The organism is Emergencia sp. 1XD21-10, assembly GCF_009936045.1.
In the GTDB taxonomy this organism is placed as follows: Bacteria; Bacillota; Clostridia; order Peptostreptococcales; family Anaerovoracaceae; genus Senimuribacter; species Senimuribacter intestinalis.
The window spans coordinates 124,579-149,102 of record NZ_QWEQ01000013.1 but is presented as its reverse complement, the minus strand read 5'-3'; the positions used below and the strand labels follow the sequence as shown (position 1 = coordinate 149,102).

The window sequence follows — 24,524 nt, the reverse complement described above, 5'->3', positions numbered from 1 at the left end:
AATCTCGGTTAAGAATCGGGGAAGCTCTTATACATATTTTAAGGAAAAATTGTCTATAGGTTAAACACCAAGCCAGTGCACAATGATAAAACAAGAGCCCTAAAGATTCTGTTCTTCAGGACTCTTGCCTATTACCAATTCATATTTATTTTTCAACATCTTTAATTGCTGCCTGCGCTGCCGCAATTCTTGCAATCGGCACGCGGTAAGGGGAGCAGGAAACGTAGTCAAGTCCTGTTCTGTGGCAGAACTCAATACTTCTCGGATCCCCGCCGTGTTCACCGCAAATACCCAGTTTAATATTCGGGCGGGTCTGCCTTCCTTTTTCCACTGCCATCTGCACCAGCAAACCTACACCGTCCTGGTCAATAGTCTGGAACGGGTCGTCAGGCAGAATCCCTTTATCCACGTATTCTTTAATCAGCTTTCCTGTATCGTCACGGGAGAAACCAAAAGTCATTTGGGTCAGATCGTTGGTTCCAAAGGAGAAAAATTCTGCTTCTTCCGCAATCTCATCTGCTGTCAAAGCAGCTCTTGGCACTTCAATCATCGTGCCGATGTGGTATTTCATCTGACTGCCTGCTTCTTCTCTACAAGCGTCAGCGGTCTTTACGACAGTCGCTTTTACATCAGCGATTTCTGCCTTGCTTCCTACCAGCGGAATCATGATTTCAGGTACGATATCTACGCCTTTCTCCGCAGAAACTTCAATGGCTGCTTCCATAATAGCACGAGTCTGCATTTCTGCGATTTCCGGATAGGTCACTGCAAGTCTGCAGCCGCGATGTCCCAGCATCGGGTTGAACTCGTGAAGCTCACTGGCTGCCTGCGCCAGCTTTTCATACGGAATGCCGGTATGAGCTGCCAGTTCTCTGGTGTCTTCCTCGGTCTGCGGCAGGAACTCGTGAAGCGGCGGATCTAAAAGACGAATGGTCACCGGCTTATCCTCCATCACTTCATACATGCCCATAAAATCAGACTTCTGGAACGGCAGCAGTTTTGCCAAAGCGGCTCTTCTTTCTTCTTCGGTCTCCGCCAAAATCATTTGACGAATTGCCGGAATTCTTTCTTCTTCAAAGAACATATGCTCCGTTCTACAAAGACCAATTCCCTCTGCGCCAAACGCCAATGCTTGCGCTGCATCTTTCGGATTGTCCGCATTGGTGCGAACCTTTAACTTGCGGATTTCATCTGCCCAACTCATAATCATTCCAAAATCTCCGGAAAGTTCTGGCTGAACAGTTGCAATCTGCCCTCTATATACAGTACCAGTAGATCCGTTTAGAGAAATATAGTCGCCTTCCTCCAAACGATCATCTCCGATTGTCAAAGTTTTACCTGATTCATCTACGATAATTTCAGAGCAGCCTGCAACACAGCATTTGCCCATGCCTCTGGCTACAACTGCCGCATGGCTGGTCATACCGCCTCTGGCAGTCAAAATTCCCTCTGCTGCAACCATACCAGCAAGATCTTCTGGAGAAGTTTCCTGTCTTACAAGAATGGCCTTTTCACCGGACTCTACCGCTGCCTCCGCATCAGAGGCTGTGAAATAAATTTTTCCCGTCGCTGCGCCAGGTGAAGCAGGAAGACCCTTTGCCAGTACTTCTGCCGTTTTTTCAGCCTTTGTATCAAAGGTCGGATGCAGCAATTGGTCAATCTGCGCAGGATCAATGCGCTCTACGGCTGTCTCTTTGGTAATCAGCCCTTCATCCACCATATCAACCGCCACTTTGATCGCAGAAACCGCCGTTCTCTTTGCCGCTCTGGTCTGCAGCATAAATAGCTTACCTCTTTCTACAGTAAACTCCATATCCTGCATGTCTTTATAGTGTTTTTCCAGTATCTCTGCGATACGTTCAAAATCTTTGTATACTTCAGGGAATGCCTCAGCCATTTCTGCAATCGGCTTCGGGGTACGGATTCCTGCAACCACATCTTCGCCCTGAGCGTTCACAAGAAATTCTCCGTAAAGCTGATTGTTTCCGGTTGCCGGATCTCTGGTAAAGGCTACGCCTGTGCCGGAGGTGTCTCCCATGTTGCCAAATACCATAGACTGCACGTTGACTGCAGTGCCCAGCTTATCGGAAATTCTGTTGAGCTTTCTGTAAAGAATCGCTCTATCGTTGTTCCAGGAACGGAATACTGCCTTGATCGCCTCCATCAGCTGATCTTTTGGCTCCTGCGGAAAATCTCTGCCCACAGCTTTTTTAACCAGCGCTTTATAGCCAACGATAATTTCCTTCAAATCGTCAGTGGTTAAATCTACGTCAAAGGCTGCGCCTACTTTTTCTTTCTGTCCATCAAAGATAAAATCGAACTCGCTCTTTGGAATTTCCAGCACGACGTCGCCGAACATCTGAATAAAACGGCGATAGCTGTCATAAGCAAAACGATCGTTTTCTGTCAGCTTTGCCAGACTTTCCACAGTTTCGTCGTTGAGACCCAGATTCAGGATAGTATCCATCATGCCGGGCATGGAGAAAACAGAGCCAGAGCGAACAGAAACCAGCAGCGGATTCTCTTTGTCACCAAACTTTTTCTCAGTGACTGCTTCCAGTTCCGCCAGTTTCTCATAAATTTCCCCGATGATATCTTCGCCAATCATCTGATTTTCTTCGTAGTACCGGGTGCAGGCTTCAGTCGTTACCGTAAACCCGTAGGGAACTGGCAGTCCAATTCTGGTCATTTCCGCCAGATTCGCGCCTTTACCACCCAAAAGACTTCTCATGTCCTTGGACCCTTCACTGAATGAATAAACAAATTTTCCCATATGTTTTCCTTTCCCGCGTACTATCTCTTAATCTCCTCGACGCATTATAAATATTTACCTACATTCTAATCTTTGTATAAAGCAAAGACAATAGATTTCCCAAAAGTTTTTAGAAAAGAAAGAAATTTTAATTTTAACTTTAAAAAGGAAATATTTATTATCCATATATTAACAGTTTATCCTTATAAAGGAATTTCTTCTTGTCACTGATTGATTTTTGGAATATAATAGAAATACAGTAATAATATCCCATTAATATAGAACGGAGGAAGTAAATGACAGAAAATAAGCTGCTGACAGCAGCTGAACCTAAGAGAACTTATCAAGACAGTATCTTTCGCATGCTGTTTTCAGAAAAAGAAAATGCCATCGAACTTTTTAATGCACTGGAAGGGACTGACTATGGACCCGATACTGAAGTGAGATTTTTGACCTTAGATGACGTCATCTATCATGGCATTAAAAATGACCTTAGCTATGAGATTGCAGTTGCATATCTGGTATTTGGAGAACAGCAGAGTACTATATCTGCTAATATTCCACTCCGTATGCTTCGCTATTTGGCGAATAACATCGCAATACTACTAGACAATAGAACGTTTTTCAGACAGGGGCAGGTAAAAATCCCGACACCACAGTTTTTCGTTATCTACACGGGAAGCGAGCCATGGGACGTGGACGAACTGAGATTATCATCCAGCTTCATGGGGGAGCCAAAGGAAAATTCCGTAGAATTAGTAGTAAAAGTCATCAAAGTGGTGTACAATGAAGGAGAAGAAGAGGAAGCGGAGAAAAATCCTGTATTGCAGAAAAGTACCAAGCTGAGAGAATATGGAATGTTCGTTAGGTATGTGAAAGAAGGGCTTTCTGCAGGAAAGGACAGAAAAGAAGCAGTAGGCGCTGCCGTAGAACGCTGCCTCAAGGAAAACATCTTAGTGAATTTTTTAAGAGCTCATAGCGCGGAGGTGGAGAAGATGGCATGGCGGAGCATAACCATGGAAGAATTCATAGAGATTAGAGCAGAAGAAGCTGCGGAGATTGCTGCAGAGAAAGCCACAAAAGAAACCACGGAGAGGGTGACCAGGGAAGTGACCGAAGAAGTCACTAAAGAAGTCACTAAAGAAGTCACTAAAGAGGTCACTAAAGAAGTCACTAAAGAGGTCACTAAAAAAACCTTGGAACAGACCACACTCTCCAATATCCAATCTCTAATTAAAAATCTTCACTTAGACCTTGAACAGGTCATGGACTGCTTGGATATCCCCCAAACGGAGAAGCCAAAATATCGTAATTTAATTAACACGATAAATAACTAAAGCAAAACGCTGAGACGAGCCGTACTCTCTCAGCGTTTTATATTTTCTATGCTCTAGCCTCTGCTGCCTTTGCATGACCTTCCAACCCTTCTCCATATGCCATTCTAGCAACTAGCGGTGCAATTTTCTTCGACGCTTCGAGACTCATACTCTGGTGCGTACAGGTTTTTAGGAAAGTACCTACCCAGACGCCGCCAGTATAACGTGCTGCTTTTACTGTCGGCAGCGTATGATTGGTACCTGATGCATAGTCACCAAAGACCTCCGCTGTATTGCCACCGATAAATAAGGAGCCATAATTATACAAATCCTCTATAATCTCATCCGGATTTTCAATATTGACCTCTAAGTGTTCCGGCGCATAATCATTGGATATCGCCACGGCTTCCGCCAATGTATCTACAACTACAACTTCACCGTAGTCGTCCCAGGATTTTTTTGCAATGCCTGAAGTAGAAAGGATTTTCAGTTCTGCCTCTACATCTTCGATGACCTGTTTGCCAAAGGCTTCGTCGGTGGTTACCAGAATACCCTTAGCATTGGGATCATGCTCCGCCTGTGCCAAAAGATCGGCAGCGATAGTCTTGCTGTCTGCTTTCGCATCTGCAATGACAAGAACTTCACTAGGTCCTGCTACAAAGTCAATTCCAATCTGTCCGTAACACTGGCGCTTTGCTTCTGTTACATAGCGATTGCCTGGTCCTACAATCATGTCCACCGGTTTGATTTCTTCTGTACCGTATGAGAACGCAGCAACAGCCTGCGCCCCGCCTACTGCATAAATTTCATCTGCGCCTGCAAGATCCATAGCAACCAGCGTTTTGTAGTGAATCCTCGAAGTACCTTTTACTGTCGGTGAACATGCTGCAACCCGCTTCACGCCTGCCACTTTTGCAGGTGTAATCAACATCAGCGCAGTGGAGTAAAGAGGATAGCCACCGCCTGGCACATAACAGCAGCAGGATGTAACGGGAATAATTCTGTGCCCCAGATAAATCCCCGGCTGTGGACTGAAATTCTCTAATTCTGTCACAGTTCCTCTCTGTGCCGCTGCAAATTTTTCTATATTAGACTTTGCCATGCGAAGATCTGAGAGTTCCTGCTCTGTTATCTGTTCATAAGCCTCTTCAATTTCCTCTCTGCTGATTCGCAGCATCTGTCTATGGCAGTCATCAAATTTCTCGTTATATTCATGAAGCGCCGTATCACCGCGCTGGCATACATCATCTATAATCGCAGTTACACCATCTCGTAAAGCCCGGTTATCTTCTGCGGTTCTCTCTTTGGATTTCTTCAAAATTTTCATCTTAAATACACCTCTTGTCATTTATTACATTAACATATTAAAGCACCCACCTGTCTGTTGTCAAGAGGATTCACAATAAAACTGTAGTAGCTCCTTCGATTCTACCAACACCAACTTCGCCGCTTTTTTTCTTTATTTTTGCGTTACCCCTATGCAAAATTCTCAAAAAAAATCTTTCAAATTGGCGTCATGCAATCTTACTTGTCTTTAACAGGCTTTCTGATATAAAGAAACAGGAGCCTGGTCGGCTCCTGTATGGTTCTTTTTAAATTAGTCTGCAACGTAAGGCAGTAATGCAACGATTCTTGCTCTTTTGATTGCAGTGGTAACTTCTCTCTGATGTACAGCGCAAGTTCCAGTGATTCTCTTAGGCAGGATTTTGCCTCTCTCAGTGATATACTTCTTGAGTTTTTCTGTATCCTTGAAATCGATTACTTCTGTCTTATCAGCGCAGAACTGGCATACTTTCTTTCTTCTCATGCCACCACGTCTTCTATCCATCATGGTTCTTATCTCCTTTCCTTAGAATGGAACGTCTTCATCAATTGCCTGGAATGAATCCGGCATCTCTTCCGGCATGCTGCTGGCAGCCGGCTGATTGTTATAGCCTGAAGAAGCGTTCTGTCTCGGTGCGAAATTACCGCTGCTCTGCGGTCTGTCACCCCACTCTAAAAATTCTACTCTGTCTGCCACAACATCGGTTGTGTAAACAGTGACGCCGTCCTTGTTCTGATAGCTTCCGGTCTGGATTCTACCCTGAACGCCGACTAATCTGCCCTTTGCCAGATACTTCTCACAGTTCTCTGCCTGTTTGCCAAAAACGGTCACGCGAGGAAAATCTGTCTGCTTCTCTCCGCCTGCTCTTACAGGTCTGTCAATAGCAACGGTAAAGGTTGCAACTGCCATCTGTGTGCTTGCAGTATATCTGACTTCCGGGTCACGGGTAAGTCTTCCGATTAGAACTACACTATTCATTAACTACACCCCATTCCTTATTTTGCGTCTTTGTTGATGATGATGTGTCTCATTACATCGTCGGAAATTCTCAGTCTTCTGTCAAGTTCCTTAGGTAATTCTGTGCTTGCTGCGAATTCGATTACAACGTAGTAGCCTTCGTTCTTCTTCTGAATCGGATAAGCAAGCTTTCTCATGCCCCAAGTGTCTACTTTCTGAACTTCTCCGTCAGCTGCAATGATACCCTGTACCTTCTCAACTGTAGCTTCCTTCTTAGCATCTTCTAAAGTAGGATCGATAATGAACATAACTTCATAATTTGTCATTGGTTTCACCTCCCTATGGACTAAATGGCGTAAGCCCCATGCCTACGCAGAGATTTTGCACAAAATCGTGCCTTATTATTATACCCGCAAAGCAGCGGCCTTGCAAGTCTTTTTTGCATTATTTCCAAAGCTTTTCCGGGTACAGCCCCTTATCCTTCATGGACTGCAGCGCATCAACTACGCTCTGCTTATCTTCTTTGTATGTGACGCCATACCACTTGTCATGGGAGTGAAGCACCTTTACGGTCGCCTTATCCTCTTTAATTAGCTGATCCACAACCCCCGGCAGGAAATATTCTCCTTTAAGAGGATTCTCGACCAGCGCTTTATCCAAAAATGCCGGAAAACGTTCCTCCATTTCACGGACAAAGGACTCTGTAAAACCCCAGAAATTCATAGAAACGGTGGTTCCTTCTTCCAAAGCCTGCCAGGTTACTCCATCGTCCTCTGTAAAGGCAATGCCACCGTCACGATACATAATCTTTGTACGTTCCACGATATCCAAAAGCTGTCCATTTTCACCCACTTTGCAGACGCCGCGAGCTACATGACCGTTTTCGGTCAAAGTTTTCTCCAGATTATAGCCAACCATGCAGTAACGATATTTTCCGTCATCCTTCGCCTGGTCCAGATAGTCGTAGATGATCTGAAATGCACCTGGTCCGTAGTAATCGTCTGCGTTGATAACCGCAAAAGGTCCGTCAATGAGTTTGCGTGCACTGAGCACCGCATGACAGGTTCCCCACGGTTTCACACGCTCTGCAGGAACCTGATACCCCTGCGGAATATCTGTAAGCTCCTGAAAAGCATACTCCACCTTCATATATTTTCCCGCGCGCTGATCGATCAGTCTGCGGAAATCTTCTTCATTTTCTTTTTTAATGATAAAAATTATCTTCTCAAAGCCCGCCATCATGGCATCGTAAAGTGAAAAATCTAAAATGATTTCTCCTCTGTCGCTGATCGGATCTATCTGCTTAAGTCCTCCGTACCTGCTGCCCATGCCTGCAGCCATGATGACTAGTACTGGTTTATTCATACCGTGCCTCCTTTGTTTTTTGTGATACATCAAGTTTCTTGATAGAAGAAACTTCTTCCTTGTCAAAATTTTTTAATCAAATCTATCTTAATTAAACGATTCAATGCAACCGAAGCCTCAGCTGTTATTCATTCTGCTTCGCTAACCTAAGAACATTATACCAAATATCCTGCGATTCACAAGTGTAAAGAACAGCGAACTTTACTGCTCGTTCGCCTCTGTGCATATATCCATCAAAACAGCCAAAATATGCACAAATCCTCGAGCAAATGTGCATATTTTTGATAGTTTTTCTCCTGATATGCATTTTTTCCTATAAAAAACTATCAAACAGCAGTTTGACTATCGCCTTACAGCTCAAAATGTGCATATATAACGTAAAAACCCCGAAAATATGCAGACCGATGTGCATATTTTCGGGATTTTCTTTAAAAATATGTATTTTCCAGTGCTCTACCCCGTCTAATACAAAATATCGTTATTTTTAATCTTAATTTTCTTCGTTTCGTTCAAACTATGAGTTTCATTTACCACGTAATCTACAAAAGCTCTGTAAATTCCCCTCGGTTCTTTGTCCTGCAAATATACCAGATAAGTATTATATTTAACTGGAACTTCAAGAGGAATGGCTGTGATTTTGTCATTAACAATCTGTGCAGCTGTGGATTCTGTAGCAAAGGTAATACCCTCGCCGCTGGAAAGCATATTGATAAGCAAATCTCTATCAAATGTGTTTTCGAGGACGACCTGAAATTCAGCATTTCTATCCGCATATATCTTGTGAAAATCATCGTAAAGATTTGTCGTTTTCTCCCCTACAAGTACCGGTAAGTTTGACAGATCTTCCGCCGAAATGGCATGATGCGCCGCAATTGGATTATTCCGATTGATAATCACCAGTAAATCCTCTTCAATTAGCGGAATGTAGGTCAAGTAGTCAACCTTATCCTCCGGTCTCAGCTTGACAAGGGCAAAGTCCAAAGCCCCTTTTTTGAGGTCAGTATAAGCACAGTAATTATCAGAAATTCTTATGGTGCCGACAACATTGGTGCTTGATTTATAAAAATCTTTTACGATTGTAGATACCCCAACGGTCCATGAAAACGGAAAAACAGCGACATTAATTACCGCTTTTTCTGACTCCTCATTGCCATTGAATTCCTTCATAAGCACATCGATAGCATCCACAACCCCTCTTGCATATTTGCAAAATCGCTCTCCATCTACAGTTAAATAAATATTGTGATGATCCCTTACAAAAAGGGCCGTGTTCAGTTCAGACTCAAGTGCACTGATTTGCTGTGAAATATTGGACTGTGTGACATACAGAGCCTGCGCGGCTTTTGTGAAGTTTTTCTGCTTTGCAACCTCTAACACGTAATAAATCTGTCTAATTTCCATAGTCGTATCTCCCCTTAGTTCAAGTCACAAATATAGCTGTCATTACTTTCACTAATGATGTCCATTATAACCTTTAATTTCCTTTTCATCAATAAAAATATTACAATTTATTATGAAAAATCTCTAAATTAAAATTCAAAACTGAAGAAGGAGGGATATCGCCTTGATTATACCAGAAAAAATCAGTGAAATTCTGGAAGATGTTATCACAATAAGACGGGAAATTCATAGAAACCCAGAGATTGGATTTGAACTGCCCAAAACCTCAGCTCTGGTAAAAAAGGAACTTTCAGCCTACGGTGTCGATGAAATTATCTGCGCCGGCAAGTCTTCCGTCGTAGGCACGATAAGAGGTAAAAAAGGACCCGGAAAATGTATCGGTCTGCGATGTGATATGGACGCACTTCCGGTTTTAGAAGAAACAGGTCTTTCATTTTGCAGCCTGACCCCCGGCGCTATGCATGCCTGCGGCCATGATTTACATACTGCAATGATGCTAGGAATTGCAAGAACCCTGTGCGATATGAGAGATAAGTTTTCTGGCACGGTAAAGGTTATCTTTGAAGCAGGTGAAGAAACGCAGCCCGGCGGCGCTATTGGAATCATCGAGTCAGGTGCAGTAGACGATGTTGACGCTTTTTTCGCAACCCATGTCATTCCAAGCGATGACAACGTTGGACTGATAGGAATTAGAAAAGGCGCTGTGACAACCTCCGCCGACGAAGTAAAAATCAAAATTCACGGAAAAAGCAGTCACGGTTCACAACCGCAAAATGCAAACGACGCAATTTTAGCCGCAACGCAGATTAACCTTTTGTTGCAGCAGATTCAAGCAAGAAATATCAGCCCATTGGACACCTGCATATTGTCCATGAACCTGATTCAAGGGGGCGCAGCAATCAATATCATTGCCGACTATTGTTACATGGAAGGTGCACTTCGCGCTTATACCCAAGAAGCCCGCACCATCGCAACAGAAAAAATTCGCGAAATCTGCAAAGGTATAGAAACCCTTTCCGGCTGCAAAATAGACGCCAACATCAGCTTGGGCTATGACGCCTGCTACAACGATGAAGACCTCGTCGACCTAATCACAGGCACTCTAGGTGAGGAAAATTACTACATCCTCAAAGAGCCTATGTCCTTTAGCGAAGACTACAGCTTTTTCGGAACAAAGACCGGAAAGCCATCTGTACTTATGTTTCTAAATGCAGGGCATGCACCGGGAATGAAAGTCTCCGTACTCCATCGCTCAGACTGCACTTTTGATGAAGATGCAATGAAATATGGAATGGCGGCAATCGTTAACAGTGCACTTGCATTTCTGAAAGAATAAATTTAAATTGTAAAGGAAAGGAGTTATTATGGTACTTTATAATGCTTTCTTGGCGGTAGTAATCGTTGGTATCGCCTATGTTATCGGTGAATGGGTATCCACAATCACACGTGCATGGGTCCCTTCCGTACTGGTAACCGCAATCATCTTTTTAATCGGTTTTTGGACTGTAATTCCTAAGACAGTATCCGAAGATTCGGGACTTTCTTCCTTCGCTGGCACAATTGGCGTATTGATGTTCATCACCCACATCGGTACGGTCATCAGTCTAAAACAGCTGGTCGAACAGTGGAAAACCGTAGTCGTCTGTCTGGTCGGTCTTGTCGGTATGGTCGCACTATGCTGGTTCATCTGTCCAATCATCATGGACAAAAACCTTGTTATTGCAGGACTTCCGCCTCTAACCGGAGGTATCGTTGCTGCACTGACCATGCAGGGCGCTGCCGAAGCTGCAGGATTAAAAGAAGCCGCAGTATTTGCAATCGCAATGTACAGTGTGCAGGGACTCGCAGGATATCCTATCACCGCTTTATGCCTGCACTCAGAAGGCAGAAAGCTTCTGAAAGAGTGGCGTTCCGGCGATTTGAACCTTTCACAGAAAGAAATTGACAAAATGAAAACTGTCGGTCTTACTACCATCGCAGATGACAGCGGGACTAAGAAATTAATCCCACCACTTCCAGACAAATTTAACACTCCAGTTTTCATCATCGTAAAACTGGCTCTCAGCGTGTGGCTTTCCAGTATTGTCGGACAGCTGATTCCACAGATTCCTACAATTGTGTGGTGTCTGATTATTTCAGTCATTTTGACAAGAATTGGCTTCCTTGATACCAGTTTAATGACAAGAGCAAATACATACACAATCTTCATGTTTGCAGCTATGTTAAGCGTATTCTCCGGTCTTGCTGACTGCACGCCAAGCATGCTGAAGGCCCTGATTGTTCCAATGCTGATTATGATTGTAATCGGTGTTGCCGGTATGGCGCTGGCTGCTTTCATCATTGCAAAGCTGTTCCACATGGACTTCCAGCTTGCCTTTGCAAATGGTCTTACCGCTTTATACGGCTTCCCTTGCGATGCAATTATCACAGAAAACACTTGCAACTCACTGACTGATGACCCGGACGAACGCGGATATCTGATGAGTAAAATGTTCCCATCCATGGTCGTCGGCGGATTTGTAACAGTTACAATTACATCTGTTATCTTTGCAGGCTACTTTGCAACCTTGCTGGGTGGCGGTGGAATTACGATTTCATAGGTAAAAGGGGAGCTGCCTGCTGATGCATGCAGCTCCTTTGTTATACATGCAGCATTGCCACGCACACACCGCAGACTGCAGAAGGCGCAGCACCCTGCCCGCGCCATGGTCAGTGCGGACGTGACCGAGCCTGTTTGCTGAAATCAAGAAAATGTTTGTCGATTCGCAAACAAGCCGGCAAGAAGAAAAAGTTGCGAGTATTAGATTTTAGTACCTATTCCGTTTTTTTGCAAAAAAGGTATCAAAACTTAGAAGTTACTTTATACTAACTAAAAGGTTTTGAGCAAATTAAACGAAATAGAAATGGAATTCTTCGTTCTTTTTCGTTTTCTAAGCAGATATTTTCATAAAAACTTGCCATATTATTAAAGTAATTTCCTCAATTTCCATATAATAGATATCATGATTTAAAGAGTTTGATACCTTTTTTACAAAAAACACTTAAAAGTACTAATGACATGCTTCATGCGCCTTTCATGCGTTTTCCGTACCAATTTCCTTGTTGCCCTTGTTAAAAGATGTCCGGTCAGCTATAATATTATCATAAATGGGAAAACAAGGGAGGAACTCACTATGATAAAAGCCATGGAAGCAGCGGAAAGAGATGCTGCGCTAAAAGTTGCCGATTTGATGGCTGCAGCTGCAAGGACCGCACCTAAAGCCAGTGGAAAAGATAAAATCATCACATTCATTCTTACAGGTGATGAAAAGCAAACCCTTGCTGAAGAAATGCGCAAAGTCGCCGCCCAGCGAGGCGAAGAATTTATCGAAAGAGACTCCTATAACGTGGAAGATAGCCACTGTGTAGTTCTAATCGGCGCTGTGTCTAATCCCTTTGGACTAAGTGACTGCAAGATGTGCGGTTTTGAAAACTGTGCAGAGATGAAAAAGGCAGGCGCCAACTGCGCATTCAACATCACTGACCTGGGCATTGCCGTAGGTTCTGCAGTCTCCGTGGCGGCGGACCACAGAATCGACAATAGAGTCATGTACTCAGCAGGCGCTGGCGCTCTTAGGATGGGAATTTTCCCAAAAGACGTGCGGGTCTGCTATGGCATTCCGCTGTACACCGGCGCTAAAAGTATTTTCTTCGACCGGGGAGCTGGCGCTGTGCTGCTGTAATCTCACATGCAGAAGCGCCAGAAGTATTAATCTGTCTGCTCAAATAATTTCAGCATAATATCACAATAGTTCTGGGCGCTTTCTGTCATGATATAATCCGCTCGGCAAATCAGCGCCAGCGCCTGTTCTGTTGCACCGCTTCCAAGAATGATCCTTGCCGGATCCCCCGGTGCAAAGTCCATAATAGCAAAGACAAGGAAAGTCGCCCCAATCAATACTGGAATTGCAAGCAGCAGGCGTTTTATCACATACTTATACATACCTATATTTCCTTTCTGCTTTCTGAGGTTCCCTGCTTACACCCATACCTCTTCTAAAACTCTCAGCGTATTTCCGCCAATTACTTTGGCAATCTCTTCTTCACTGTAACCTCTGCGGATTAACTCACGTAAAATATTCCAGGAAGCCTCTGTCGGATTTTCAAGATATGCCACATACGGCACCTCATCATACGGTACACCTGGATCTGAGTCATACTTAGTAGAAAACAGCTCGTCAAAGGCATGATGCATACCAACATGGTTCCCGTAAAGCGTATCCGGTCCGAAGCTGACATGATCAATACCTACTAAATCTTTAATATACTCAAAATGCTCCATCACCGTTTCCAGAGAATGGGTCATGCTCTGATAGGACATGGTCGTGTGCGGAGATGCCTCCACCCCGATTACACCGCCGTGCTTTGCAATCTCGATGATGGTTTCATCTGGAAACATTCGCTTGATGTTCCAAACTTTCTGCGCACCAAGATGGCTTGCAATCAATGGTTTTTTTGAGTATGCCGCCACGTCGTAGGCGGTTTTCGGTCCGCAGTGAGAAACGTCGATGAGCATACCGATTTTGTTCATCCGTTCCACACAGGCTTTTCCAAAGACAGTAAGACCGCCGTCTACTTCCTCTTTTAAACCGCATCCCAGTGCATTAGCCTCAGAATAGGTAACCCCCAGCTGACGGACACCCAAACCGTAAAGTACGTCAATTCTGTCGATTTCATTTTCAATCGGTGCCGCGCCCTCTACCACAGGCACCCAGGCAATCTTGCCTTCCTTCTTGGCATCGTAAATATCCTGCACTCTTTTGCACTGTACCAGAAAGTCCTGATGCGCAATGTCTGCAAGATGCATCGCCAAATCATGAATTACATCGTTCCACTTCCAACCTGCCATAGAAGACATCAGACAAGTTCCATCTGCCAGATTGTCAAAGACGCAGTCCAGATTAGAATACGCAAGCGCCTCATACGCAATCATTTGCCGTCCACAGCGATATGCATCCATAAATTTACTCGGATGTGACATATCCTCCGGATGATAACACGGATGCTCATGCAGAGAAATCATAACATGCCGATCTAAAATTTCGCGATACATTGCCTCCTGCTCGTCGTCCAATTCTACAACATGCCTTCCTGCCCAGTCCCATTTCGGCCAAGCCAGTTTCGGATAATCAACACCTTCCTCTAAAAAAGAAAAGGCACGGTATCCTTTGTAGCCTCTTTTCATTTTTAATTCCATTGATGCACCTCCTCAGAATTTTTTCTTCATACTGCATGATTTTAATACTTTACTACATTTTACCATTGCTTTTTTGTATGCTGGTAGTTCAAAAAATAATAGGGGGTATTGCATCTTTAGCAATACCCCACTGTATTTCTTTACGGTCTATGTAATCCTCTATGCGCCTGATTCCGTTGATAAGATAGGAACTCTGTTTCAAATTGCAGGCAATCATCATCATAGAAAAAACGCAGCTATCTTTATATGTACAAAAGATAGCTGCGCTCACCATATCTATTCTATTTTATAAAACTCATATCTCGCTACAAAAAAGACGTTTGGGAATCGTCTCTGAAATTTTGATTTTATAGGATTAATTAAGTATAGGATTTTATTTTTAGGACTTTTTATGGGTAGAAACTTTTCCCAAACAGTTCTTTTCCTCTATGTTACTATTCTAGCAGAAAATAGTCCCCTTGTCTTTGTAATATTTTATAATTTTTTATAAATCTATTTGTCTTATAGATAAAAAAGAGACTCTTATCAAATACTTTTTTGTAAGAATCTCCCATTTTAATCAAAATATTTTCCTAATCAGCCGATGGGTTCAAAATCCTCTGCGCCGTGCTTGCACAGCGGACAAATATAATCTGGAGGTAATTCTTCCCCCTCATATACATACCCGCATATCTTGCAGACATAGCCTTTTACTTTCGGCTTGCTGTCCGGCGCTGGTTTGATGTGATCGAAATAATACTGATAGGTTGCTGAAGGTACATCGGAAAGTACTTTCTCTTCGGTCACTTCACCGATAAACATCAGATGAGTGCCCAAATCTACAGTCTTGTTTACTTTAACGGAAATCACAGCATTCGTCCCTCCGGTAATATACAAAAGACCGTTTTCGCTTCTTTCTGCGTCAGCATAACCGCTGCACTTATCCGTATCCTTTCCGCTGCTAAATCCAAAATGCTTAAACACTTCAAATTTCGCCGCCTCGCTGAGAATAGATATATTAAATACGCCAGTTCTTTCAATCATACCACAGGTATAATTTGCTTTATTGACGCAGATAGACAGCTGTTTCGGTGAATCAGTCACCTGCATTGCCGTATTGATGATACAGCCATTGTCTTTGTCTCCTTCTTTTGCAGTTAGGACGAAGAGTCCATAACTGAGTTTAAACATTGCACTCACTGCGTTCACCTTTTCCCTTATTCCGCTTTTTCCTCAAACACATCTTTGCCAAGTCCGCACAAAGGACACACCCAATCTTCTGGAATATCTTCAAATGCAGTACCCGGCTCGATTCCATTGTCCGGATTACCTACTGCAGGATCATACTCATATCCACATGCTCCACATACATACTTTTTCATAACATCGTCCTCCTTTAATCTTGATTGATTAATAAATAAATTTTGATGGCTGCTGCCAGATTCTGATAGAACTCCTTTTCATTACTTTCAGAATCCAGTTTTTCCTGAAGTTTTCCGATTCTGTACCGGATGGTATTCTTGTGACAATACAGCCTTTCTGCTGTCTCTATTGTGTCACCTTTTGCTAGAATATATTCGACTGCCGTACGAAACAATTCTCCATCCTTATCTTCTTCTTCAAAAAGCGGCGCCAGATAATCTTCCATATATGCTGCCATTGATTTGGTATGCATGCCAGGAATAATTAATCTGTATATACCCGTTTTTTCATAATACTTAACAGGAACTTTTTCAATTTCTGCAATTTTTTCTGTCCAGAAAGCCTGTCGCACTGCTTTATCAATATTTTCGCCTGTTGGCACAACCGCACTGACTCCCACAGTCATTTCCCTGCCAATCAGACCATATGCGATTAGCACATCATCAAACTGGGCTTTAAATCTGGACGGATTCTCCTCATCCTGAGAAAGTATTACAAAGAATCGATTCCCCAATTTCCCAATAAAGGTCTTGCTGCGCAATTTCTGATCAGGCTTTGCTCGTTTGATCATATCTGAAATCTGCGTCCCTGCGATTTCCTTTATCTTCACGCAAAGAACCAGCCTGACAGGTCTCAGCTGTGCGCTCATTTTCTCCTGGGCACACTCTGCTTCTTCCGCAGAAAATTCCCGCAGCAGCATATCAGAAAAAAGGGCTTCCGCCTGCAAAACGATATCATCTCGTTCCACCAGATTTTTTACGCTAAAAATAATATCTTCAAAATATTCGTCATGCGAAAATTCTAAAATGGGAAAATTACGCTCATCAGCATAGGCCAGTGCTTCTGCAGGAAGCTCTTTGAAAAATACCGGTTTATAGGCAAGTACCTGCACATTCTGCGAAATCAGTTTTTTTATAGTCACAAGCACCAGCGCCGGATCATCTTTGGCAAAAAGCAGACTGGAAAGCACCAAACTGTTGCCTTCAAAACTGTTGGCTCTGTACTCTTCTCCCTCCTGCATAAATTCAAAATCCAAAATTTCCGTCGCCGTAACGGCTCTATTTAAACCCTTTTCGCCTGCCACGATTTTAAAATTCTGCATGATTTCTAAATTCAGCAAGTCTTTGATTGTAACAGCCATAGGAACTCCTTTATCCTCTGTCGGACTTTACGCATCAAAAAGAACAGTTGATAAATATCTTTCTCCGGAATCCGGCAGAATCACGACAATGTTCTTCCCACAATTTTCCGCTCTTTTAGAAAGCTGCACCGCCGCCCAAAGCGCTGCGCCAGAAGTGATTCCTGCCAGATATCCCTCTTCTTTTGCAAGGCGTCTTGCAAGGTCATAAGCGTCATCTTCCAGAACAGGAATAATTTCATCAATGATGCTCCTATCCAGCACATCAGGCACAAAATTTGCGCCAATCCCCTGCAGATTATGACTGCCGGTTTTGCCTTCCGAAAGCAGCGGCGAATGCTTCGGCTCCACCGCGACTATCTTTACCTCCGGATTTTTTTCCTTCAAAAATGCTCCGCAGCCGGTAATGGTGCCGCCCGTGCCCACGCCAGCTACGAAAATATCCACCTTACCGTCCAGCTCTTCCCAAATTTCCGGACCTGTGGTATCAATATGCGCTTTCGCATTTGCCGGATTGACAAACTGTCCTGCTATGATACTTCCCTGAATTTCCTGATGCAGTTTCTCCGCTTTATCGACAGCGCCCTGCATGCCCTTTGCGCCTTCTGTCAGCACAACCTCTGCACCGTAGGCGGCAAGGAGTTTTCTCCGCTCCAAACTCATCGTCTCAGGCAGAACGAAAATTGCTCGGTAGCCCTTCGCCGCCGCAATAGCAGCAAGACCAATTCCTGTATTTCCACTGGTCGGCTCAATGATAGTGCCGCCCGGTGCCAGCAGTCCCTTCTCCTCAGCATCGGCAATCATACTCATCGCTGCCCGATCTTTGATACTGCCTGCTGGATTAAAGGCTTCTAATTTTCCATAGATTGCCGCATTTATCTGCTGGCTGTTTTCTATCTTGTGAAGCCGCATAAGCGGTGTTTTTCCGATGGTTTCGGTAATCGTGTTATAAATCATCCTTTTGTCCCCGCACTTTTTCTAAAATAATAATAGCGATACATAAATAAGCTGCGCCCAGAGACCATCCTCCGATAATATCTGTGGGATAGTGCACGCCTACATAAACTCTGCTGCAGCCGATTGCAATAATCAGAAAACCGAGCAGCCCCGTCAAAACGTTTGCAAGCTTTCTATTTTTGCAGTACCTTCGAATGAGATAAATTAAAATCCCATAGCATACCAATCCATTCATGGAATGCCCGCTGGGGAAGGAATAGCCTCCCTCTTCAATGAGACGCACCGCAAAATCCGGTCTCGGTCTTTGGAAAATCTCCTTTGCCGCTTTATAGACGACAGTAGAAGAAAGAGAAATTACCGCAAAGGGAATTCCCATATTCATTCGTGTAGATTTTACCATAAGCAAGAAAATTCCCATAAGACTGACCATCTGCCAGTTTCCCAGATAGGTTATAGTAATAAGAACTCGGTTTAGCCCTGGATTTCTGCGAGCATACACCCATTCTCTGATAGCCGTATCAAAGGATAGCACCTCGGCAGCAGAAATTTGATATGCAACATAGGCGAAGCATAACAATGCTCCGCCTATGATAACTGCTCGAATCTGTTTCTTAGATTCCGAATTCATCTAACAATCCTCTTTATTTGAACTTTACTGCTGTTCCATAAGCGATGACCTCAGCAGCGCCCTGCATAATTGCAGAAGACGCAAATCTCATACCGATTACTGCGTCTGCACCCAGGCTTTCGGCTTCGTCTACCATTCTCTTGGTAGCAATCTGTCTGGCTTCCTGCAGCATTTCTGTGTAGCCCTTCAGCTCACCGCCAACCAGTGTCTTAAAACCTGCCCCGATATCCTTTCCCAGATTCTTGGACTGTACTACATTACCTTTTACCAAGCCCAGCACATCAAACTCCTGTCCCGGGATATAGTCAATATTTATCAGTTTCATATAAAATACCTCCTACCATATCTTTTGTGTTTTGTTTATATTATACTCTTTTTTCGCAGATATTTCCACTGATTTTATTGTTTCTTCCTCTCTTTATCAGCTTTCCTTAAACCCTGCACCAACCACTTCATTAGATTCCATAATGATAATAAACGCTTCCGGGTCTATCTCCTTTGCCAGCTTCCTGATTCCGACCATTTGTTTCGTACTGCATGCGCACATTACCACATTTTTCTCCTCCGCAGAAAAACTCCCCTCCGCCTTTATCAGTGTTGCGCCTCTGCCGGCAACTTCATCAATGCGTTGCGCTATTTCTCTTGCACAGTCGGTGACGATGAGCGTCATTTTTCCGGCAGAAATACCATACATTACCCTGTCTATTACTGCAGCCATAATATAACTGATCAGCATACCGTAAATCAGCCCGTCTACGCTGCCTGATACGGTAATAGCACCCAGAATTATGATAACAGCCTCCATCATGAAAGAAATACTTCCAAAGGAAAGATGCGGCTTTAATACCTTAGCTGCCATTAAAATAAAATCCGTTCCTCCCGTAGATGACTCACGCAGATAAATCATTGCATAGCCAAAACCGGCAAGTACTGCTGTGCAAATAACGGCAAGAATCGGTTCCCCATGGTAAACAGGAAACATCGGCGCCACTACGTCCATGATAAACGAAGTAATAATAATCGTCCTTAAAGAACGCAGCAGAAAAGCCTTTCCGAGAAGCTTATAACATAGCAGTGTGATAGGTATATTCAGCACTAAGGATACGGCTCCAATAGGCAACCCAAAGAGGTGGTAAAAAATCAGACCAATTCCATTCAGTCCCACCATAGGAAATGACGCCGCCGAAGCAAAGTTGTATGCACTAAGTGCAATTAAAATTCCGCCTACAATATCTACAGCAATATCAATACAAAGTTCCTTTATATTTATTTTTTTCATTTTTTAAGTCCTCCTATTACATAAAAGTTTCAGCATACTCCCCTATACAGTGCTTACACCTAGTTGCAGCCTTCGGACTCAGGGCTGCCTTCTCTCGCTCCATACGGTATTTCTATCAAATTTTTACTGTAAGTATAAATTTCCTTGCGATTCACAGGCATCCCCCTTTCTTTTGCTCATGCGAAGATGAAAGAAAAAACGCACTGCCTATTGCAGTCCGCTTTTCAATATTTGTTAACTATATATTATCACATATTGTCACTATTTGCAATGGTCTAATATGACCAAATGACATCAGAAATTCCTGTATGGGGATTGCAGTTTTTCTTTGCTTCCTTTCTCAAAGAAAACCTTACCTTTTCTATAGATATTCTACCCCTTTATGTGGTATGATGAAAGTAACAAAAAATTTGCATCGGAGGAGGGTCAGGAATTGAAATTACTTAGAAATATACCGAAAGGATACAAGTTATTCCGTTCTGTCAGCGTGTTCAACAATTATTTAGGGAAAATCGAAGCGGCAAAGAATGCCGGCGATGTAGAAAAAGAAAAAGCTATTATCGGGGAAGGCGTTGCCCTTTGGATTCAGCGTCTTGAGGAACTCTTCGACATTACATTTCACATAGAAGGGCAAGAAAATATTCCAAAAACTGGTGCCTGCGTGTTTATTTCCAATCATCAGGGGTATGCAGATATTATAGCGATTTTAAAGATGATGGACGGTAAACAGGTCGGCTTTATTGCAAAGGACAGCCTGGAAAAAATGCCATACTTCGGAAAATGGATCAAAGCCATTCGCGGCGTTTTTATCAAACGGGGTGATGCCAGAGAAGCCTTGAAATCCATACAGGCTGGTGTGCAGACCTTGAAAGAAGGCTTTTCGCTTGTAATTTTTCCGGAGGGCACCCGAAGCCAGTCAGCAGAAATGGGCAGCTTCAAACCCGGCAGTTTTAAGCTGGCAACTAAGGCTAAAGTCCCTGTCGTACCAGTTGCCTTAAATGGCACCCGCCACCTCTTTGAAGACCGCGGCATAATCACAAATGGTGCTGTCATCGACATAAAAATCATGCCGGCAATTGATACTGCTTCCATGGACAGACACGCCCTTGCGAATATTAGCCACCAAGTAGAAGATACTATTAGAGAAGCCCTTGCCGAACTGATCGAAAGGGAAAATAACAGAAAAGAAGAGGAGAGATGAATATGATTAACTTAACAAAAGATAATTTTCAAAGGGAAGTTTTAGAATCCGATATTCCTGTTGTCGTAGATTTTTGGGCACCTTGGTGCGGTCATTGCATTAACTTGATGCCTATTATTGAAGAAATGGACGAGGAAGCAGCAGGCAAATACAAGGTCTGCAAACTTAACATCGATGAAGAGCAGCCTCTGGCAATCCAGTACGGCGTCATGACCATCCCAACCTGCGCAAAATTCGAAAATGGCGAGGTTACCGCCAAAACCGTCGGCGCGTTGCCGAAGGCGGCATTGCTTTCACAGCTGGGACTGTAATGAATAAAAGGCAAAGCTCTGTCCTGATGGGAATAACCATTAAGACAGAGCCTCTTTTTTTCTTTGATTTATCCACATGCTTGTCCATACATGTGCATAACTTTTATCACAATTTTCCCCTTATAATTGTCCCATTTTGACAAACTTATCCACATATTCCACATAGTTATCCTTTGCTTTACGCTACCAGCGTTCCGAATTGATATACAGGCAGCAGACTCCATGATTTGGCAAAATCCAATCCCATCGCGTATAGCAGCGGTGGAATAACCAGAAGCAGTCCTGCAAGGCACATGGTTATCAGCTGATTTTTCAATTTCGCTGAAATCAGTAAAACCAACATAATAAGTGCCATCACCACCAAAATCCGCATCAGCAGAACGATACCAATCCACATAATCAGCGGCATATCAAGTTCCGCACTGCGATAAGGCATTAAATTCATCGTTGAAGCACCAAGATGCTCCATCGGACAATGCATTGCCACCTGCAGAATATTGCATCCAAAAATCACTACTGTTATCAGAAGTCCTGTCAGCATCGTCACTTTTATTTTTTCGCCCTGGATTCGCCTTTTCCCGCAAGCTGTAGCAGACAACACATTCCAGGCACCGACCTGATCCTCCATGGCGAAAGTGCAGCTGAACGCCAAAATCATACACAGTGCCAAAAGAATGTAATCAGTCAGCGCGTCCGCCGCTCCTCCTTCCGAAAATCCAAGTAAAAGCAAATAGCCCGTATCATAGACGAACTGTCCGTCTCCTGTCTGGCGAATCCACTCACACTGCGCCAGGATTTTCTGAAACGCCGGATAAAACGCCGTTTCCCTGTGATAGGGTTCCAGCATAGCACTGCCCGCCTGCTGATCAATTTCCCCTTCCGCAATCAAGCCCTCAATCCGCTCAATTTCCGCGAAAGCTTTCTCATAACGCGCCTGTTCCCTTTCAATCATCGCCTCTTTTTCATCTGTCAAATCCCCAGAAAGCTCCATCATCATATCCTGATAGTAGCTTTCCGCGCCGCTGATTTCATAAGGCCTGGAAATATGCTGATAGCCGATAAACACGGTAAACAGCAGCAAAATCACGATGCTTCGATGCATGATAAAAATTTTCCAGCTCTCATGGCGAAACAATCCGCCATACGCATCCAATCCTTTTTCTTCCTGCAAGCTGCGCATCTTTTTCCCAAACTGCCGTCTGATTTCCCCATACAATTTTGCTGCCCGACTTTTCCTCTGTGCCGCGGAAAGATTTTTTCCCCTTAGAAACAAGACTATACTGCTAAAGACGCCGCCCGCGCATACCACGCACAGAAATAAAAGCGTTGCCGCAAGCCGCGATACGGGAGTCCCAAAGAAATTCAGATTCAGATATCCGCCGAGGAGTCTGTCTGTTTTCATCGTTCCATAGAAATTTAGGAATTTAAGCCAGTTGTTCCAACTGTTTGCGGGAATTACACTGTACAAAAATCCACTGATTCCAAGACACAGTCCTCCGGAAAGCAGCGACATAAAATTCTGTCTGAACGCAATCGCCGCAGCCAAAAGCAATGTGCCAAAGGTAAAAAGCACCAATGCCTTCAGCAATAAATTAAAAACTAAAAATCCCCCTATGGATAACTTTAAGGTACTTTCCATATACGGCGCCAGTGACTGGAGGGGTGCGGACAGGTCAACAAAACCTGCTGAGGCAAAACTCCAGGCAAAATCACTTCCGTATAAGCAAAAAGTAACCATTAAACAGTGTAGCGCCAGCGCGCCCGTCTTTGCTCCAATTGTGGAAAACCTTCCTCGTGCCGAGGAAAAAGTAACAAGAAACAGCTTTTTCTCCCGCTCCTCGTAAATCAGCGCGCCGCCAAAGAAAAGGACCGCCAGATATAACAGCAAATCCGATACGGGAAATTCCAAGGCAAAGGAAACCGGCGTCGCCAGCTGCGCTACAGGCGTAATTTTTTTCATCGTCTCATAGTCTTCCGACTCCTTTTCCATATTTCTCGCCGCAAAAGAGGTCGTATCCGCCGCAAAAATTGAAATTCCAGACAAATTTTCCTTCTTCTTCGCGATTTCTTTCAGGAAATCCCCATAGTTCTCTACTTTCTGAAAATCCCCATATACACCTTTAAGCATTGCCGATTCTTTTTCCAAAGAATTCGTATAACGCAGATACGTTCCGGAAAGATACTTCTCGTGGTACTTTTCAAAAACTCCCGGATGCTCCTCCGTCAGCGCTTTTTCCATCCGTTTCGCGAAGTCATCGCTGCGGGAACGCAAGTTGAGCATTTCTGCCACCACGCTATAGTTCTCAATTTCTTCATGGCGCTGAGCCAGCCACTCGCACCGCTGCCCAGCATTGACCCCCGACAAATCCTGATTCAGCTTTTTATAGTCGGAAAGCCCCGGCGAAAAATCCCCCGGTTGACTTAAAAACCATAGAAAAAATAGATTGACAAAGAAAATCAACAGCATGACCAAGCAGAAATTTTTCTTTCCCCAGAATTTGCGGATCTCAAAGGGTATCAGCTTCACCATGATCTGCTGCCTCCTCTCCGAAAATCTCCATATATATATCCTCCAAGTTCTCTGCGCCATAGCGGGCTTTTAGAGCGTCCACACTGTCCGCGTCGGCAATTTCGCCGGACTTTAGGAAAACAATTTCCCTGGCAATAGACTGCACGTCGGACACTACATGGGTCGCAATGAGGATAATTTTCCCCTTGGAAAGTTCCTGAATTTTTTCCCTGATCCGCACCCTCTCTTTGGGATCAAGTCCCGCTGTCGGTTCATCAAGAATCAGCATCGCAGGATTTCCCATCATCGCCTGAGCAATCAGCAGTCGCTGTTTCATACCGCCGGAATAGGTCCCGATAGGATAATCCAGCTTATTTGTCAAATTTACAGAAGCCGCCGCGCTTTCAATTTCCGCGGAAAGCCCCTTCTTCGGAATCTCTTTCAGCACGCCCAGATAGCTGAGAAATCTGCGGCCTGTGAAGCCCTCATAAAGCCCCTGCTGCTGGGGTGCGTACCCCAAAATCCGCCGGTAATCCACGCCCAAAGCTTTCAGCGTTTTTCCGTTCCACAGCACCTGCCCCGTATCAGGTGTCAGGTTTCCTGTAATGATATTCATCAGCGTGGATTTTCCCGCTCCGTTGGGGCCAAGCAGTCCGTAAACTCCTTCGGAAAGCTGCAGGCTTACACCCTGCAGCGCATATTTTTTCCCATATTTTTTAGTTACCTCGCATATCTCTAACATATTCCCC

At 43.9% G+C, this 24,524-nt stretch carries 24 protein-coding genes; 6 read left to right on the top strand and 18 right to left on the bottom strand.

Translation table 11 applies throughout. From position 1 onward, the window contains the following. Positions 1 to 145: 145 nt before the first annotated feature. Positions 146 to 2,773: a pyruvate, phosphate dikinase gene (ppdK, locus tag D1151_RS10150; RefSeq protein WP_161908829.1), complete on the bottom strand. Its 2,628-nt coding sequence runs from the start codon at positions 2,771 to 2,773 to the stop codon at positions 146 to 148. Between the two features lie 275 nt (positions 2,774 to 3,048). Between ppdK and D1151_RS10145 the strand changes: the two genes are divergently transcribed. Beyond that, a complete protein-coding gene (locus D1151_RS10145; protein ID WP_161908828.1) occupies positions 3,049 to 4,089 on the top strand; it encodes a hypothetical protein in 1,041 nt (346 codons plus the stop codon). 46 nt (positions 4,090 to 4,135) lie between these two features. Here D1151_RS10145 and hisD read toward each other — a convergent pair whose 3' ends face one another. The 6 genes from hisD to D1151_RS10115 form a co-directional block, all read right to left on the bottom strand. Beyond that, a complete protein-coding gene (gene hisD / locus D1151_RS10140) occupies positions 4,136 to 5,395 on the bottom strand; it encodes a histidinol dehydrogenase (protein WP_161908827.1) in 1,260 nt (419 codons plus the stop codon). Between the two features lie 270 nt (positions 5,396 to 5,665). Next, positions 5,666 to 5,899 (bottom strand): 30S ribosomal protein S18, encoded by a 234-nt coding sequence (gene rpsR / locus D1151_RS10135; protein WP_160201059.1) that lies wholly within the window; start codon positions 5,897 to 5,899, stop codon positions 5,666 to 5,668. 18 nt (positions 5,900 to 5,917) lie between these two features. Next, the gene (locus tag D1151_RS10130; protein ID WP_160201058.1) at positions 5,918 to 6,370 is read right to left on the bottom strand and encodes a single-stranded DNA-binding protein; all 453 of its coding nucleotides are present in this window, start codon (positions 6,368 to 6,370) and stop codon (positions 5,918 to 5,920) included. Between the two features lie 17 nt (positions 6,371 to 6,387). Further along, positions 6,388 to 6,675, bottom strand: a complete 288-nt coding sequence (gene rpsF, locus D1151_RS10125) for a 30S ribosomal protein S6 (RefSeq protein WP_161908826.1) — start codon at positions 6,673 to 6,675, stop codon at positions 6,388 to 6,390. Between the two features lie 118 nt (positions 6,676 to 6,793). Then, positions 6,794 to 7,714 carry a sugar phosphate nucleotidyltransferase gene (locus tag D1151_RS10120; protein WP_161908825.1) on the bottom strand — a complete coding sequence of 307 codons (921 nt, stop codon included), beginning with the start codon at positions 7,712 to 7,714 and terminating at the stop codon, positions 6,794 to 6,796. Between the two features lie 462 nt (positions 7,715 to 8,176). Then, complete coding sequence (locus tag D1151_RS10115; RefSeq protein WP_160201055.1) at positions 8,177 to 9,115, bottom strand: LysR family transcriptional regulator; 939 nt, start codon at positions 9,113 to 9,115, stop codon at positions 8,177 to 8,179. 163 nt (positions 9,116 to 9,278) lie between these two features. Here D1151_RS10115 and D1151_RS10110 point away from each other — a divergent pair, with 163 nt between their 5' ends. From D1151_RS10110 to D1151_RS10100, 3 genes are all read left to right on the top strand, one after another. Then, positions 9,279 to 10,451, top strand: a complete 1,173-nt coding sequence (locus tag D1151_RS10110; protein ID WP_160201054.1) for a M20 family metallopeptidase — start codon at positions 9,279 to 9,281, stop codon at positions 10,449 to 10,451. A 28-nt stretch (positions 10,452 to 10,479) separates the two neighbouring features. Continuing rightward, positions 10,480 to 11,715, top strand: coding sequence for a hypothetical protein (locus tag D1151_RS10105; RefSeq protein WP_161908824.1), 1,236 nt, complete (start codon positions 10,480 to 10,482; stop codon positions 11,713 to 11,715). Between the two features lie 573 nt (positions 11,716 to 12,288). Continuing rightward, positions 12,289 to 12,837 (top strand): ferredoxin domain-containing protein, encoded by a 549-nt coding sequence (locus tag D1151_RS10100; protein WP_161908823.1) that lies wholly within the window; start codon positions 12,289 to 12,291, stop codon positions 12,835 to 12,837. Between the two features lie 26 nt (positions 12,838 to 12,863). Here D1151_RS10100 and D1151_RS10095 read toward each other — a convergent pair whose 3' ends face one another. The 9 genes from D1151_RS10095 to D1151_RS10055 all read right to left on the bottom strand — a co-directional run bounded on the left by D1151_RS10095 (position 12,864) and on the right by D1151_RS10055 (position 19,754). After that, positions 12,864 to 13,097, bottom strand: a complete 234-nt coding sequence (locus D1151_RS10095) for a hypothetical protein (RefSeq protein ID WP_243151199.1) — start codon at positions 13,095 to 13,097, stop codon at positions 12,864 to 12,866. A 36-nt stretch (positions 13,098 to 13,133) separates the two neighbouring features. After that, the gene (locus tag D1151_RS10090; protein WP_243151198.1) at positions 13,134 to 14,351 is read right to left on the bottom strand and encodes a dipeptidase; all 1,218 of its coding nucleotides are present in this window, start codon (positions 14,349 to 14,351) and stop codon (positions 13,134 to 13,136) included. A gap of 576 nt (positions 14,352 to 14,927) precedes the next feature. Then, positions 14,928 to 15,521, bottom strand: coding sequence for a flavin reductase (locus D1151_RS10085; protein ID WP_161908822.1), 594 nt, complete (start codon positions 15,519 to 15,521; stop codon positions 14,928 to 14,930). Positions 15,522 to 15,547: 26 nt separating this feature from the next. Then, positions 15,548 to 15,712 (bottom strand): rubredoxin, encoded by a 165-nt coding sequence (gene rd, locus D1151_RS10080; RefSeq protein ID WP_161908821.1) that lies wholly within the window; start codon positions 15,710 to 15,712, stop codon positions 15,548 to 15,550. Between the two features lie 14 nt (positions 15,713 to 15,726). Next, positions 15,727 to 16,893: a PucR family transcriptional regulator gene (locus tag D1151_RS10075; RefSeq protein ID WP_161908820.1), complete on the bottom strand. Its 1,167-nt coding sequence runs from the start codon at positions 16,891 to 16,893 to the stop codon at positions 15,727 to 15,729. A 27-nt stretch (positions 16,894 to 16,920) separates the two neighbouring features. After that, positions 16,921 to 17,847, bottom strand: coding sequence for a cysteine synthase A (cysK, locus tag D1151_RS10070; RefSeq protein WP_161908819.1), 927 nt, complete (start codon positions 17,845 to 17,847; stop codon positions 16,921 to 16,923). Then, the gene (locus tag D1151_RS10065; protein WP_161908818.1) at positions 17,837 to 18,475 is read right to left on the bottom strand and encodes a phosphatase PAP2 family protein; all 639 of its coding nucleotides are present in this window, start codon (positions 18,473 to 18,475) and stop codon (positions 17,837 to 17,839) included. Before D1151_RS10065 ends, cysK begins: the two co-directional genes overlap by 11 nt. Before the next feature lie 13 nt (positions 18,476 to 18,488). Then, positions 18,489 to 18,800, bottom strand: a complete 312-nt coding sequence (locus tag D1151_RS10060) for a YbjQ family protein (protein WP_160201046.1) — start codon at positions 18,798 to 18,800, stop codon at positions 18,489 to 18,491. Between the two features lie 96 nt (positions 18,801 to 18,896). Continuing rightward, complete coding sequence (locus tag D1151_RS10055; protein ID WP_161908817.1) at positions 18,897 to 19,754, bottom strand: YitT family protein; 858 nt, start codon at positions 19,752 to 19,754, stop codon at positions 18,897 to 18,899. A 433-nt stretch (positions 19,755 to 20,187) separates the two neighbouring features. Between D1151_RS10055 and D1151_RS10050 the strand changes: the two genes are divergently transcribed. Next, complete coding sequence (locus tag D1151_RS10050; RefSeq protein ID WP_161908816.1) at positions 20,188 to 20,955, top strand: 1-acyl-sn-glycerol-3-phosphate acyltransferase; 768 nt, start codon at positions 20,188 to 20,190, stop codon at positions 20,953 to 20,955. Continuing rightward, a complete protein-coding gene (gene trxA / locus D1151_RS10045; protein WP_160201043.1) occupies positions 20,952 to 21,266 on the top strand; it encodes a thioredoxin in 315 nt (104 codons plus the stop codon). Before D1151_RS10050 ends, trxA begins: the two co-directional genes overlap by 4 nt. 178 nt (positions 21,267 to 21,444) lie before the next feature. Here trxA and D1151_RS10040 read toward each other — a convergent pair whose 3' ends face one another. Together D1151_RS10040 and D1151_RS10035 are read right to left on the bottom strand one after the other, a co-directional pair. Beyond that, positions 21,445 to 23,796, bottom strand: coding sequence for a hypothetical protein (locus D1151_RS10040; RefSeq protein ID WP_161908815.1), 2,352 nt, complete (start codon positions 23,794 to 23,796; stop codon positions 21,445 to 21,447). Then, positions 23,774 to 24,517: an ABC transporter ATP-binding protein gene (locus D1151_RS10035; protein ID WP_160201041.1), complete on the bottom strand. Its 744-nt coding sequence runs from the start codon at positions 24,515 to 24,517 to the stop codon at positions 23,774 to 23,776. The genes D1151_RS10040 and D1151_RS10035 overlap by 23 nt, the downstream gene beginning before the upstream one ends. Positions 24,518 to 24,524: the final 7 nt, after the last annotated feature.

Coding starts and splice junctions, on each gene's coding strand:
- D1151_RS10065 (WP_161908818.1), bottom strand. CDS start 18,475: ATGAATTCGGAATCTAAGAAACAGATTCGAGCAGTTATCATAGGCGGA.
- D1151_RS10075 (WP_161908820.1), bottom strand. CDS start 16,893: ATGGCTGTTACAATCAAAGACTTGCTGAATTTAGAAATCATGCAGAAT.
- hisD (WP_161908827.1), bottom strand. CDS start 5,395: ATGAAAATTTTGAAGAAATCCAAAGAGAGAACCGCAGAAGATAACCGG.
- rpsR (WP_160201059.1), bottom strand. CDS start 5,899: ATGATGGATAGAAGACGTGGTGGCATGAGAAGAAAGAAAGTATGCCAG.
- ppdK (WP_161908829.1), bottom strand. CDS start 2,773: ATGGGAAAATTTGTTTATTCATTCAGTGAAGGGTCCAAGGACATGAGA.
- D1151_RS10090 (WP_243151198.1), bottom strand. CDS start 14,351: ATGGAATTAAAAATGAAAAGAGGCTACAAAGGATACCGTGCCTTTTCT.
- rd (WP_161908821.1), bottom strand. CDS start 15,712: ATGAAAAAGTATGTATGTGGAGCATGTGGATATGAGTATGATCCTGCA.
- D1151_RS10095 (WP_243151199.1), bottom strand. CDS start 13,097: ATGTATAAGTATGTGATAAAACGCCTGCTGCTTGCAATTCCAGTATTG.
- D1151_RS10130 (WP_160201058.1), bottom strand. CDS start 6,370: ATGAATAGTGTAGTTCTAATCGGAAGACTTACCCGTGACCCGGAAGTC.
- D1151_RS10115 (WP_160201055.1), bottom strand. CDS start 9,115: ATGGAAATTAGACAGATTTATTACGTGTTAGAGGTTGCAAAGCAGAAA.
- D1151_RS10035 (WP_160201041.1), bottom strand. CDS start 24,517: ATGTTAGAGATATGCGAGGTAACTAAAAAATATGGGAAAAAATATGCG.
- D1151_RS10120 (WP_161908825.1), bottom strand. CDS start 7,714: ATGAATAAACCAGTACTAGTCATCATGGCTGCAGGCATGGGCAGCAGG.
- D1151_RS10085 (WP_161908822.1), bottom strand. CDS start 15,521: ATGTTTAAACTCAGTTATGGACTCTTCGTCCTAACTGCAAAAGAAGGA.
- D1151_RS10100 (WP_161908823.1), top strand. CDS start 12,289: ATGATAAAAGCCATGGAAGCAGCGGAAAGAGATGCTGCGCTAAAAGTT.
- D1151_RS10055 (WP_161908817.1), bottom strand. CDS start 19,754: ATGAAAAAAATAAATATAAAGGAACTTTGTATTGATATTGCTGTAGAT.
- trxA (WP_160201043.1), top strand. CDS start 20,952: ATGAATATGATTAACTTAACAAAAGATAATTTTCAAAGGGAAGTTTTA.
- D1151_RS10060 (WP_160201046.1), bottom strand. CDS start 18,800: ATGAAACTGATAAATATTGACTATATCCCGGGACAGGAGTTTGATGTG.
- D1151_RS10105 (WP_161908824.1), top strand. CDS start 10,480: ATGGTACTTTATAATGCTTTCTTGGCGGTAGTAATCGTTGGTATCGCC.
- D1151_RS10145 (WP_161908828.1), top strand. CDS start 3,049: ATGACAGAAAATAAGCTGCTGACAGCAGCTGAACCTAAGAGAACTTAT.
- cysK (WP_161908819.1), bottom strand. CDS start 17,847: ATGATTTATAACACGATTACCGAAACCATCGGAAAAACACCGCTTATG.
- D1151_RS10040 (WP_161908815.1), bottom strand. CDS start 23,796: ATGGTGAAGCTGATACCCTTTGAGATCCGCAAATTCTGGGGAAAGAAA.
- rpsF (WP_161908826.1), bottom strand. CDS start 6,675: ATGACAAATTATGAAGTTATGTTCATTATCGATCCTACTTTAGAAGAT.